Origin of the sequence: Siphonobacter sp. BAB-5385 (genome assembly GCF_002261125.1) — a bacterium.
Classification (GTDB): Bacteria; Bacteroidota; Bacteroidia; order Cytophagales; family Spirosomataceae; genus Siphonobacter.
Genome location: NZ_NMPS01000240.1, coordinates 1 through 13615 on the forward strand (window position 1 = coordinate 1; position 13615 = coordinate 13615).

Below are 13615 nucleotides of genomic sequence, written 5' to 3' on the forward strand. Positions count from 1 at the left end.
TACATTCCATGTCGGCACGCCCACCGCTCTTTTCATCCTGCACTAGGCCACCGCATTGCGGATGAAAAAGGCGGTTTGAGCCCGACATGGAATGTGATAGGACGGGGTTCGGGTTTATGTCGTCCATGAAGGTATTTGTATGTGCAAAACAACTATCAACTAATGACCGGTAACTATTGTCAGAAGATGAAAATCTCTCCCGCCCGTGAGCAACGGAATGCCCTACGACAGCCGCAACGCGGTGGCCTGAAGCGGGCTGTTGTCAGGCATGGAGAGGCTCACGGGCTACTAGTCGGCCAGTAAGCAGGACCAAACCCGGTCTATATGCACTAAACCCCAGTAGGGACGAAAGCATAGCATCGATTCCCGTAGAAATTGATCCAACAAAAACCAACGAATAAACCCAAAAACACCTCTTTACCCTTGAGTATATGTCTTTACTCGATTGGATCGTACTGGGCGTTACCCTAACCTTCATTGTGGGTTACGGCATCTACCGCAGTCGACAGCAACAAAACCTGGAAACCTACCTGACGGGCGGCCATACGCTGACCTGGTGGCACGTCTGCCTGAGCGTGATGGCTACCCAGGCCTCGGCGGTTACCTTTCTGTCGGGACCGGGACAGGCTTATACCGACGGCATGCGGTTCGTGCAGTTCTACTTCGGACTGCCCCTGGCCATGGTCGTCATTTCCATTACCTTTATTCCGATTTTCCATCGACTAAACGTCTATACCGCGTATGAATATCTCGAAACGCGGTTCGATCTGAAAACCCGTACCCTCACGGCCCTGCTGTTTCTGTTGCCCCGCTGGCTTTCCACGGGTATCAGTATCTACGCCCCGAGTATCATTCTTTCCACCATTTTTGGCTGGGATATTGTCTGGACGAATCTGGCCATGGGTGGGATTCTGCTGATCTACACCGTGCTGGGCGGGAGCCGGGCGGTGAGTTATACGCACGTGCAGCAGATGTTTATCGTCCTCGGTGGAATGTTTCTGGCGGGTTATCTGGTCGTGCGGCTCCTGCCCGAAAACATGGGTTTGGTCGATACATTGGAAGTGGCCGGGAAGATGGGGAAGCTACAAACCATCAACTGGCAATTCGACTGGAATGATCGCTACAACATCTGGTCAGGACTGATTGGCGGATTTTTCCTGCAGCTAAGTTATTTCGGTACCGACCAGTCGCAGGTCGGTCGGTACCTCGGGGGCGAAACCATCGGACAAAGTCGGCTGGGCCTGCTTATGAACGGTATCGTCAAAATTCCCATGCAGTTTCTGATTCTGCTGGTGGGAGCGTTGGTGTTTGTCTTCTACCAGTTTCATCAGCCCCCCTTGCTGTTTAACGAAACGGCTTTAAAGAAAGTCGAACATACCGCCCAATACCAGACGCTTCAGCGGGAGCATACGCAGCGATTTGAGGAAAAAAAGCAGGTCGTTACGCAATTGCAATCGGCCCTCGAACGCGGAGATGAAGGTCATATTACATCTTTACAACAACGCGTCCAAACCCTCGACCACCAAACCACGGAGCTTCGGAATCAAACCAAAAAACTGGTACAGGCCGAGGGCGGCGACGCTAACGATACCAACTACGTATTTTTATCTTTTGTGGTGAAATACCTGCCGCCGGGCGTGGTGGGCCTGCTGATTGCCATTATTTTTATCGCTTCGATGGGGTCTATCGCTTCGGCCATCAGTTCGCTTACGTCGAGCTTCGTGGTGGATATTTACCGACGCATGTGGGTCAAAAACGGTACGGAAGCCCATTACATCCGGGTATCAAAAATCAGTACGGCGGTTTGGGGCATGCTTAGTATTGCGGTTGCTATGTACGCCAGCCGCGTGGGGAGCCTGATCGAAGCCGTTAATATTCTGGGATCGCTGTTCTACGGAACGGTTCTGGGCGTATTTGTTGTTGCCTTTTACTTTAAGTCGATTGGAGCCCAGGCTACGTTCTGGGCGGCAGTGGGAGCCGAGATTCTGGTAGTCGTGTGCTGGGTACTGAATCTGACGGCTTTTCTCTGGCTCAACGTCATTGGCTGCGTGGCTGTGGTGGGGCTGGGTCTGGTGCTGAAAGGGCTGGACCGCACCACTAATTCACCAACTCAGGATTAAATGTATGCAGGAAGCACTTGTTCATCTGGTTCATCGCGACGCCAAACTGGCTCAAGTTCTGGCGGCGGTAACCTTACCCGACCCGGAACCAACGGGCGATTTATACTACGACTTACTTGATTCTATCGTTTCCCAACAGTTGTCGACGAAGGCCGCTGCCGTTATTTTTCAGCGATTTCTAACCCTGTTTCCCGGCGAGTACCCGCATCCGCAGCAACTTTTGGCTCTGGATATTGAGACGTTGCGTTCGGTGGGCTTGTCCAGGTCGAAAGCCCATTACATGCAGAATGTAGCGGAGTTCTGGTTGAAGGAAAAGCTGGAAAACAAGAACTGGGACGAGTATGACGATGATGCCCTCGTTGATTACCTCAGCCAGATCAAAGGCGTGGGCCGCTGGACGGTGGAAATGATTCTAATCTTTACGTTACAGCGTCCGGACGTATTTCCCGTCGATGATCTGGGCGTACAGCAGGGCATGATGCTGGTGTATGGGCTGGAAAAAGACCGGAACCTTCGCAAGCGGATGATCGAAATCGCCGAAAACTGGCGACCCTACCGAACCACGGCCAGCCGGGCCATGTGGCGGTGGAAAAATCAACAGAAAAACAGTAACTAATACCTTAAAACGCGGTCTGGACTCAGTTTCGGGCCGCGTTTGTTTCGCTATGCGTCTTCCTACTTTAGTAATAATCGCCGGTCCGACGGCCGTTGGAAAAACAGAATTGTGCGTACGATTGGCCCAGGAACTCGGCACGGAAATTGTTTCGGCGGATTCCCGGCAGTTTTACCGCGAACTCAGCATCGGTACGGCCAAACCCAGTCTGGCCGAGCGGCAGGGCGTACCGCACCATTTCGTCGATTCGCACTCCATTGCCGAGTATTTCAGCGTAGGTGACTTTGAACGCGAAGCCCTGCAAACCATTCAGGAAATTTTTACCCGTACCAACGTAGCTATCCTGACGGGTGGTTCCGGCCTGTTTCTCAAGGTAATTACCGACGGAATGGACGAAATGCCCGAAGTGAATCTGGACATTCGGAAGCAATTGATGGAACGGTTCGAGCAGGAGGGAATTACCCCGTTGGTCGATGAACTTCGCCAGCTCGATCCGGCGTATTTCGACTACGTGGATCGCAACAATACCCAACGCATCGTACGGGCTCTGGAAGTTTGTTTAGCGACGGGTAAGCCATACTCCAGCTTCCGGACCGGACACAAAGTCGAGCGTCCCTTCCGAATACTGAAAATATGCCTGACCCGCGACCGGGCCATTCTCTATGACCGGATCAATAATCGGGTGGAATCGATGATCCAGCAGGGACTCGTCGAAGAAGTCCGAAGCGTGGCCGGGTACCGAAACCATTATGCCTTGAAAACGGTGGGCTATCAGGAAGTATTCGACTATTTCGACGGTACGTATGCGTACGAAACCATGGTTGAGAAAATCCAGCAGAATAGTCGCCGGTATGCCAAACGTCAACTCACCTGGTTTCGTCATCAGGATCATTTCCAATGGTTTGATGCGGAAGATTACGATGGCGTCAGGGCCTACGTACTGGAAAACCTTGGTTCCTGACTTTTCAGGGCTTGTCTAACACACGATGACTACTTCTTACAAAACGATACCCTCGCCCGTCGGTTCGCTAACACTGGTGGCCAGTCAGCATGGACTAGCGGCTATTCTGTGGGAAAATGATCGCCCCGAACGTGTCTCCGTTGGTTTGGGTACGCCGAACGAGCAACACCCAATATTGCTGGAAACGGAACAACAGTTAAAGGAATATTTTGCGGGAAAACGAAAGACGTTCACCTTACCCCTGGACTTCATCGGAACCGATTTTCAGAAACAAGTCTGGCAGGCCTTGCTAACCATCCCTTACGGTCAAACCCGCACCTACGGCGACATTGCCCAACAACTGGGAAATCCGCAGGCAGTACGAGCGGTGGGTGGTGCTGCGAATCGTAATCCGATTTCGATTGTGGCCCCTTGTCACCGGGTCGTAGGGGCGTCGGGTAAACTCGTAGGGTTTGCGGGTGGATTAGTGCATAAAAATCGGCTGCTGCGGCTGGAAGGAGCCCTTGCACAAATTGCATTGTGGGAGTAAAAAACTCGCTTGTCCTGAAGACCAGTCCATTAAACGTATAGAAGCAAAAACACGACTAAGCCGAAGAGGACTCTGGAATTTGAAAAATTATTATCTGTAATCAATCTAAATATAAATAAATTTGGGGCGTTCATAATTAGTTAATTCCATGCACCCCTATTTAAAACTTCCCTATCTGCTTCTTTTAACCTTCTTTCTTTTCTCTACTGCCCAGGCTCAATCCGATCGTACTACCCTTCAGGGAACGGTCCGCACCGAAAAAGGAATCGCCGCGTTCATCAACATTTCGCTGGAACAGGAGGGCCGCATCCGAGCCATCACCACCGCCGACGAAGCCGGGAATTTCTCGATGAAAGCCACCGCCGGGTCCTACACAATTATTGCCAGTGGGGTAGGCTATGAAACCGTACGCCAGGCCATTACGCTGGTAGCCGGTGAGAAAAATGAAGTGACGTTACAAACGACAGAAACCAATAAACAGCTTTCCGAAGTGATCGTTTCGGCAGGCCGTCGGGTGGAGACGCTGGCGGAAACGCCTTCTTCCGTTACGGTGATTGCTGGAAAGGAACTGGAAACGCAGGCGGGCATTAGTCCTAACGTTGCCAACATTCTCTCGAACACGGTACCCGGACTCGCTCCTTCCACCAACCAAACCGGTAATAGCGGCCAAACCTTACGCGGCCGTAACGTGCTGGTACTCATCGACGGCATTCCGCAATCAACGCCCCTGCGAGCCGGTGGCCGCGATATTCGTACCATCGACCCTTCCGTGATTGAACGTATTGAAGTCATCAAAGGAGCCACCTCCATTTATGGTAACGGAGCCGACGGTGGCTTGATTAATTATATCACCAAGAAAGTACGTCCCGAAAATCATACAGGCGGTTCTACGCAACTAGCCATGACGGGCAATACGCAGGGGGACAGCACCTTTGGTTACCGCTTTTCCCAGCAATTTTTCGGACGTACCGGAAAAGTAGACTACGTCGTGAGCGGTATGCACGAAAAAACGGGCGTATTCCGGGATGGCGAAGGACAGGTCATTTCACCCGAATACGGTCTGGGCGAAACGCGTATCTACAACGCATTCGTGAAAGTTGGGTATGATATATCCAGCAAGCATCGGATTGAAGGGATGTACAACTTCTACGGCTCTAATCAGCATTCTAATTACGTACTAAAGCCGGGGAAGTATGGCGTCAGTCCGGCCATCGGTGTAATTGGCAAACGCGTAGGTGTGGATGAAGGAACGCGGCATAACCACAACGCCAACCTTCAGTACATCGGTCGAAACATCATCGGCGGAACGAGTATCAACGCCAGTTTGTACTTTCAGGATTTCCTGACGGTGTATTCCAACTCGGCTTCGTTTTACGGTTCCGGCCAATCGCAGATTCCTTCCCAGAAAAAAGGACTTCGGATCAATCTGAATAGTCCTTTCGTGATTGCCAGCCGAATTCGCGGGGACGTTACCTACGGCTTTGATTTGCTTAACGACCAAACCTCGCAGTCGTTGGTAGACGGCCGGGCCTGGGTACCCAACATCAACATGCGAAATCTGGCTCCTTACGCTCAGTTGAGTACTGCTTTAATGGAAGGGATAACCCTAAAAGCGGGCGTTCGTGCAGAAAATATCAAAACCAAAATTGCCGATTTCAATACGCTCGCGACTGGACCTAACGGGCAGGGCAGTATTTTCGTGAAAGGCGGAAATCTGGATTACGAAGCCCTGGTCTTCAACGCCGGTTTGCGTTACTCTAAAAACAAAGCGTTTAATCCCTTCGTCAGTTATTCACAGGCGTTTTCGATTTATGATTTAGGTCGGATTCTGCGTTCGGCTCAGGAGAATACCATCGAAAAACTCCAAACGCAGCCCATCATTGTCAATAATTACGAAGTTGGGTTTAGTAGTCAGGTTGGGACGCTTTCCTTGTCGGCGGCGGGGTACATTAGTACGTCCAAGCTGGGAGCCAACTTCGTGGACCTGGGTGAAGGCGTGTACAGCACCGAGCGGGCTCCCGAACGCGTCTGGGGCTATGAAGTACAGCTTGACTGGTCGCCGGTATCGACGTTTTCTGTCGGAGGAAATTATGCCTTTACGGAAGGGAAAGTGGATAAAAATTCGGATGGGGATTATGAGACCTACCTGAACGCCAGTCGCATTTCACCCGATAAAACTACCCTTTACGCTCGTTATACCGGCATTAAAAACCTGAGTGTTGACCTCAACTGGTGGCGATTGGGCGACCGGGATCACTTTACACCCCGGGCTAACGGGACGTATGCGATTTACGAAGGACGGATTCGATCCTACAACCTCTGGAATCTGAACGTTGGGTATAAGGTAAGTACGCAGGTGCGACTTAATCTGGGGGTTGAAAACCTGCTCAACACAAGTTACTACACCAATATCGCTCAGTTCTTCGGTAGTAACGAAAACTACACCCGAGGTAGCGGACGACGGTTTATGCTGATGGTAGGCTACTCGTTTTAAGGTTTGATTATGGTTTGAGATTTGAAAAACAGGCCCGGACGTGTTCGTACGTCTGGGCTCTTTTTTTGGTGTGAAGTCTCAATTGGTATGAAGTTTGAAAAGTTCAAGGCTTAACTATCTGTCGTTTGTACGGGAGTGGAGTAGTTTGAAGTTTAAAAAATTTAAAGCAATTGCCTATCCGTTGCTTTTATAAATTAGTTTACCCTTTCAAGCCTCTTCCCAAGCTGCCAGTTGTCCGTAGCATCCGCTACGGACGGCCTACTTGTTAGGCTCCGCCTAACCTACCGCTTGCTCCAAAGAGTACCGCTTTCATCTCAACCCATTCGGGCATTAAAAGATCATTAACGGCTCCCCAATTGTCCCTATCTGGCAAGGCTTTTGTGTCGTAGGAAGTCTGATACAAAACCTATCTACAGATATGGCTAAGACAATTGCGGCCGTAATGGTCGAAATGCTGGTACAGGCCGGAGTTCGACGCATTCACGGCATTGTGGGCGATTCCTTGAATGGGCTAGTCGACGAAATTCGCCGTTCCGGAGAAATCGAATGGATTCATTACCGACACGAAGAAGCGGCTGCCTTTGCGGCCGGAGCCGAAGCTCAGGCAACGGGCCAGCTGGCGGTATGTGCGGGTAGCTGCGGACCGGGAAACCTGCATCTGATTAACGGTTTATACGATTGCCACCGGAGTATGGCACCCGTTCTGGCCATTGCGGCTCAGATTCCGAGTATGGAAATTGGTACGGGTTATTTCCAGGAAACCAAGCCCGAGTACCTGTTTCAGCAGTGTAGTCACTACTGCGAAACGATTTCCTCGGCCAAGCAAATGCCCCGGGTATTCCAGATTGCGATGCAGAATGCAATCGGAAAACAGGGCGTAGCGGTGATTACGCTGTCGGGCGATGTCTCCTCCGAAACCGTTGAGGAAACGAACCTGATTCATCCGCTTTTTTTGCCCAAACCCGTCATCCGACCCTCCGACGAAGAATTACAGCACATGGCCCGGCTCCTGAACGAGGCCGACCGAATTACGATTCTGGGCGGTAGTGGTTGTGCCGGAGCCCACGCGGAAGTCCTGCAGTTGTGCGAGCAGTTGAAAGCTCCGCTGGTGTACGCTTTACGGGGCAAAGAATATCTGGAGTACGAAAATCCCTACGAAGTAGGTCTGACGGGCCTGATTGGCTTCTCTTCCGGAGCGAAAGCCATCAGTCGGGCGGAAGTGCTGGTAATGTTAGGGACCGATTTTCCCTACAAAGACTGGTACCCGGAACAGGCAAAAATCATCCAGATTGATATTCGACCGGAACACCTGGGTCGCCGTACGCGGCTGGATCTGGGCATGGTCGGTAGTGTTGGACCAACGATTCAGGCCCTTTTGCCCATGTTATTACCGAAAACGGATCGTAGTCACCTCGACGATTCACTGGAGGCGTATCAGGAAGCCCGTAAGGAGCTGGATTCGCACGCCAAAGGCGACGAAAACGACGGAGTCATTCACCCGGAATACCTTACGTCCGTTTTGAGTGAACAGGCCAGTCCGGACGCCATTTTTACCTGCGATGTCGGAACCCCGACGGTCTGGGCGGCTCGTTATCTGAAGATGACCCGGCAACGGCGACTCATTGGCTCTTTTACGCACGGCTCGATGGCGAGTGCCATGCCGCAGGCCATTGGAGCCCAGTTTGCATTCCCGGATCGGCAGGTGGTTGCTCTGGCGGGCGACGGTGGATTTTCGATGCTGATGGGCGATCTGCTCACCATTTATCAGTACAATCTTCCCGTTAAGCTGGTCATTTACAACAACTATTCCCTGGGTTTTGTGGCGATGGAAATGAAGGTAGCGGGGATGCCGCCCTTCGGTACGGATATGAAGAACCCGAACTTTGCCCGTATGGCCGAAGCCATGGGGATTCGGGGCATTCGGGTGGAAAATCCGGAAGATGTACCGGAAGCCATTGATGAAGCTCTGCGTCACTCCGGACCCGTAGTGCTGGATGTGGTGGTGAATCCGACGGAATTATCCATGCCGCCAAAAATCAAGTTTCAGCAGGCCTGGGGCTTTAGTATGTACATGATGAAAGAAACGCTGCGAGGCGATCTGAGCGATGTGGTGGAAACCATAAAGACTAACTTTTTGAAGTAGAAAAAGCGGTGAGGCCAGTAAGCTATGGAATGAAGCCAGGGGTAAAACCCCTGGCTATTTACATTGAACCCTTTCAGGGTTGGTGGTAATGTTCTCAAACTAATCAAGCCTGAAACCCTATTCCACTTCAAAGCCTTTCAAAACGGGTAGTAGCGTCATCAAACCTGAAACCTCATCAAACGTCAAACGCTATCCTCACTTCAGCAAAGTCCTCACCTGATCCCTCGGTAATTCGTTAACCGTACCATTCTTCCCCTGCATCGTACGAGCCGCCCACAGGGAATTCAGGATGGCTTCTTCCGTCGCTTCGATGGCAGCCAGAAACAGGGGTGACATCGCTTCATTATCCACTTCCTCAACGGTTTGTGTCAATTTTTTGCTGTTGTGCGGAATACGTACCTTTTCACTGGTAGAAAAAGCCAGTACGTATTCACCCGAGCCGTTTGACGCAATACCGCCCACTTTTGCCAGAGCCGACCAGGCCCGTTTCGCCAGCCGTTCGAGGTTGCGGTGGGTGAGCGGAGCATCCGTCGCTACGATGATCATACAGGAACCATCTGCCGGATCATTCAACTGATCGCTCAGAAAGTACTTGCCCAGTGATTTTCCAATGGGTTTTCCTTTGATTTCGAGCACGCCCCCGAAGTTGGTTTGTACGAGCACGCCCACCGTATACGCACCAGACTTTTTCGGTAGTACCCGCGAACTGGTGCCAATCCCGCCCTTCCAGCCAAAGCAGATGGTACCCGTTCCAGCTCCGACATTTCCTTCGGCAACCGGACCCCTTTGGGCTTTCTGAAGGGCCTCGGTAACGTGTTCGGGTTTGACGTGAAAGCCCGTAATGTCGTTGAGGAAACTGTCATTGGTTTCACCTACGATAGCATTGACCGAACGAACGGAGGCATTGCCCGGCTGGGCCAGCGTATACGAAACAAGTCCCTGCATCCCCGCCGCTACCGAAAGCGTATTGGTCAGTACGACGGGCGTTTCGAGATTGCCTAATTCATTGATCTGACTGATTCCTGCCATTTTCCCGAACCCATTCGCCACAAAGACGGCCGCCGGGATTTTTTGCTGAAACAGATTCCCTTCCGTAGGAATAATGGCCGTTACGCCCGTTCGGATCTGCTGACCTTCAATCAGCGTAACGTGTCCTACTTTCAATCCGGCGACATCGGTAATGGCGTTGTGCGTACCCGTTTTCAGAATGCCGATGGTTTGCTGCGTATGCTCGCGAAAGCGGGTTTGGGCATGCAGGAGGGAAGTACTCATCAGGAGCAGTAGAATTACTTTTTTCATAGAAACTGGGAAGAGCTTACAAACCCCAAGTTACGATTCAATAGTCAAAAGGAAAGCAACTACTGCGGCAAATGAAATTCCGAGCGGTAGTAGTGGTAGGTATTTACCCAGCCCGCGTACGCCCACAGCAGCAGTCCCAGTAGAGCCGTATCTACCTGAAACATGATCAGCAGCAGACCGACTGGAAAGCCCCACAATCCATACGATCCAAGGTTCTCCAGGCTTTTATCATTCTGATACAAGCGGTGTAAACCCGCCAGCCACAGACCGATCCCAAAGAAAAGGGCCTTCCCGACGTACAGCCACGATACCGTTGCGGGTAGGTAGCGGAACAGGAGCAGGGTTTCCGGAATAAACAGAAGCAAACCCTGGACGAACAGATAGCCTATCCGTTTGCCGAACGAAAGGGGCAGATTTCGTAGGAAAAGCAGATACTCGTGTTCGAAAACGTACTGTTCCTGAGCCAGTCCCAGCTGCGTCAGTCCACCGATGAGCATACCGATGGTCAACAGACGTTCGTCGTAGTCGTCGGTGGGGTACAGCAGACAAACCCCCATGATCAGCAACCCGGAGAAGATTTTGGTTAGGAGCAACAACAGCGGTTGCCGCCGGAACAAATGCTGAATGAAGTACAGCGGATAAGGTAAGGGCCAGTGCCGGATGAACGTACGCACGCGGACTTCCTGACTCATCTGGTGCAGCATTCGTTCCAGCAGCGGAATTGGCAGTACGACGAGCCCCAGCAGAACCAGACCTATAAGAACTAAAGCTGACCACTGGCGGGCTGGAAAAGCGTACACGCCCATCCAGCCTGCGTACAGAAAAACGGGCAGTAACAGTCCAGCCTGCATGGTAACCCAGCCGCTCAGACGCGTGCCAAACGGAACCAGCCGCCAAAGGTCCAAAAACCCATACGCCGGATGCCGAAACTGACTGCGAACAAAACTCAGCGTTTTTAATCCGTACAGCATCCAGGGGATAACGTAATACACCAGCGTAGAAGGCGAAGCATCGCGTACCGAAACAGGGCTACATGATCGTCGCTGCGGATGATACCGAAACTGATCAGTAAGATCAGTAGGAAGAAGCCCGAATTTTGTCGGTAAAATTCGGTAACCAGCGTACGAAAAAAGACAGCGTTCAAGGGCGTTGGCGAGTAAGATTAGGCAGGCGTTTCCACCAACGTATGGTTCTGGATCAGATACGAAGAATCCAGGGCTAATTCGGTCAGGCGAAAATCCTGGTGCGAAGACAGCAGAAAACTTACACCCCGCTGGCGGTACGTCGCAATGAGGCTACAGACGTTAGTCACAGCCCGGTCATCGATGGTAATGAGGGGTTCATCCAGCATGATGAGTTCGGGTTGCCCCAGAAATCCCAGCACCAGCGACGTTTTCTTAAGCATACCCGAGGAATAGGTACCAACGGGCTGTTTCCAGAATTCCCGAATTTCCAGCGTGTCAATCAACACGTCCACCTGTCCAGCGGGCGACTGCTTGGCTTTTCCCACGAAAGAAATGAGATCAAAGGCCGAAAGATATTCCGGGTACAGCGGCTCCGCTTCGGCGTAATTCACCCGCATGCGATACGGGACCGAATGCCGACTGACTTCATACTGATTGTTCAGCCAGATTTCCCCCTCGCAGGGAAGCATACCCGCAATGGACCGGAAAAACGTACTTTTCCCGGAGCCGTTCGAACCCCGAATCCAGTGGATACCCGGCGATAACTGCCAGTCGGGTACTTGCAGAATCGTCCTTCCGTGGTACGCTTTCCGATAATTTTTGACCTGTAGCATACCTGCAAAAGAAAGCTTTTGCGAATCCCTTGCCAAACCTTTCAGTATTCCGGGCGGGCCGTTCGTACTTTTGGGGTATGCAAAGCAATTACTACTTTCTTCGTCAGCTCTCCCGGGAGATCGAAGCCCAGCTCGAAGGCCTGGTTCTGGCGGAGTGTTTTTCGCAGGAAAAAGATGAATTGGTGCTGGGGTTTTGTCCGGCGGAGAAGCAGTGGCGAAAGCGACGGGATTTTTACATACGAGCCACCATCCGGCCTGATTTTGTGGCATTAAACTTTCCCGAGGACTTTCGACGGGCGGGAAAAAATACGGTTGATTTATTCTCCGAGTTACTGGATAAACCCATTCTGGGCGTTCGGCAATACCTGAACGAGCGGGCGTTTTCCATTGATTTTGCGGATGATTTTCATCTGGTATTCAAACTCTTTGGCAATCGCTCCAACCTGGTACTAGTGCAGGGAACGGCGGTGGTGGATCTCTTTCACAACAAGCTTGTAACGGACGAAAAGCTGGACATCACCACGCTGGATCGACCGCTGGATCAGAGCCGCGAAGCCTTTGATCGGGCGAATGGCGACTGGCGAAAGCTCTTTCCCACGTTTGGGAAGGACGTCACTACCTGGCTGGATCGGCAGGGGTACCGTTCAAAAACCATTGACGAAAAATGGGCATTGGTGGAACAGGTACGCGGCTATCTGGAAAATCCGACGTATTATATTAAAACGGTGGAGTACCAGCCCGTACTAACGCTGCTACCCGACGACGCCGAGAAATCCTTTACCGATCCGATTGAGGCGGCCAATAGCTTTTACTACGCCTACTCGCGAATCAATGTATTTGACCGGGAAAAGGGGCAGATTGTCCGGGCTTTACAGAAGCGGAAACAGAAAACGCAGCAGTACGTAGACTCGGTGTACGAAAAGCTCGACGAGATGGAAAAGGCCATCAAGCACGAGGAAGTCGGCCACATCCTGATGGCAAATCTGCACCAGATTCCCGAGCGGGCCGAGTCCGTAGAGCTGCACGATTTCTACCGGGACCAGCCCGTAACGATTCGGCTCAAGCCCGATTTGTCGCCGCAGAAAAACGCGGAATCGTACTATCGAAAGTCGAAAAACGAGAAGATTGAAGTTGAACACCTCATGGAAGCCCTGGAGGTGCGGGAGCGGGAAATGGCCGAATACGACGCTCAGATTGCGAAAGTGGGATCCATCGAAACGCTGAAGGAGCTGCGGAAATACCTGAAAACGAGTGGCCTCGACAAAATCGAAAAGCCCGATGTATCAGCGGCGACGCTCTTTAAACGCTACGAATACCAGGGTTTCGAGATTTTCGTGGGTAAAAATGCGAAAAACAATGACTTGCTGACCCAGCGGTACACCCGTAAGGAAGACCTCTGGCTTCACGCCCGTGACGTCACGGGTTCGCACGTCATCATCCGGCATCAGGCGGGCAAACGCTTTCCAAATCCGGTGATTGAGCGGGCGGCTCAACTGGCGGCTTACTACTCCAAACGACGCAATGATACGCTGTGTCCGGTGATCGTAACGCCGAAGAAATTCGTCCGGAAAACCCGCGATTTACAGGAAGGTCAGGTGATTGTCGAAAAAGAAGAAGTGGTGATGGTGGAGCCGAAAGCGTAAAGAATTGACTAATTG

At 51.7% G+C, this 13615-nt stretch carries 10 protein-coding genes; 7 read left to right on the forward strand and 3 right to left on the reverse strand.

Annotated elements, in window-relative coordinates; genetic code table 11:
- The first annotated feature begins 431 nt into the window (after positions 1 to 431).
- The 6 genes from BWI93_RS25250 to poxB all read left to right on the forward strand — a co-directional run bounded on the left by BWI93_RS25250 (position 432) and on the right by poxB (position 8860).
- Positions 432 to 2120, forward strand: a complete 1689-nt coding sequence (locus tag BWI93_RS25250) for a sodium:solute symporter (RefSeq protein WP_094816594.1) — start codon at positions 432 to 434, stop codon at positions 2118 to 2120.
- A 4-nt stretch (positions 2121 to 2124) separates the two neighbouring features.
- Positions 2125 to 2736 carry a DNA-3-methyladenine glycosylase gene (locus BWI93_RS25255; RefSeq protein ID WP_094816596.1) on the forward strand — a complete coding sequence of 204 codons (612 nt, stop codon included), beginning with the start codon at positions 2125 to 2127 and terminating at the stop codon, positions 2734 to 2736.
- Between the two features lie 49 nt (positions 2737 to 2785).
- Positions 2786 to 3694, forward strand: a complete 909-nt coding sequence (gene miaA, locus BWI93_RS25260; protein WP_094816598.1) for a tRNA (adenosine(37)-N6)-dimethylallyltransferase MiaA — start codon at positions 2786 to 2788, stop codon at positions 3692 to 3694.
- Between the two features lie 25 nt (positions 3695 to 3719).
- Entirely contained in the window at positions 3720 to 4223 is a 504-nt protein-coding gene (locus tag BWI93_RS25265; protein ID WP_094816600.1) for a methylated-DNA--[protein]-cysteine S-methyltransferase, read from the forward strand.
- 148 nt (positions 4224 to 4371) lie between these two features.
- Complete coding sequence (locus tag BWI93_RS25270; protein ID WP_094816602.1) at positions 4372 to 6717, forward strand: TonB-dependent receptor; 2346 nt, start codon at positions 4372 to 4374, stop codon at positions 6715 to 6717.
- Between the two features lie 418 nt (positions 6718 to 7135).
- Positions 7136 to 8860 (forward strand): ubiquinone-dependent pyruvate dehydrogenase, encoded by a 1725-nt coding sequence (gene poxB / locus BWI93_RS25275; protein WP_094816604.1) that lies wholly within the window; start codon positions 7136 to 7138, stop codon positions 8858 to 8860.
- Between the two features lie 195 nt (positions 8861 to 9055).
- On the opposite strand, the gene BWI93_RS25280 is transcribed toward poxB, so the two are convergent.
- From BWI93_RS25280 to BWI93_RS25295, 3 genes are all read right to left on the reverse strand, one after another.
- A complete protein-coding gene (locus tag BWI93_RS25280; protein WP_094816606.1) occupies positions 9056 to 10159 on the reverse strand; it encodes a P1 family peptidase in 1104 nt (367 codons plus the stop codon).
- Positions 10160 to 10218: 59 nt separating this feature from the next.
- The gene (locus BWI93_RS25285) at positions 10219 to 11151 is read right to left on the reverse strand and encodes a hypothetical protein (protein ID WP_141217599.1); all 933 of its coding nucleotides are present in this window, start codon (positions 11149 to 11151) and stop codon (positions 10219 to 10221) included.
- A gap of 170 nt (positions 11152 to 11321) precedes the next feature.
- Positions 11322 to 11957, reverse strand: coding sequence for an ATP-binding cassette domain-containing protein (locus BWI93_RS25295; protein ID WP_094816612.1), 636 nt, complete (start codon positions 11955 to 11957; stop codon positions 11322 to 11324).
- 29 nt (positions 11958 to 11986) lie between these two features.
- On the opposite strand from BWI93_RS25295, the gene BWI93_RS25300 reads away from it, so the two are divergent.
- On the forward strand, positions 11987 to 13600 hold the full coding sequence (locus BWI93_RS25300; protein ID WP_369679223.1) for an NFACT RNA binding domain-containing protein: 1614 nt from the start codon (positions 11987 to 11989) through the stop codon (positions 13598 to 13600).
- Positions 13601 to 13615 lie beyond the last annotated feature (15 nt).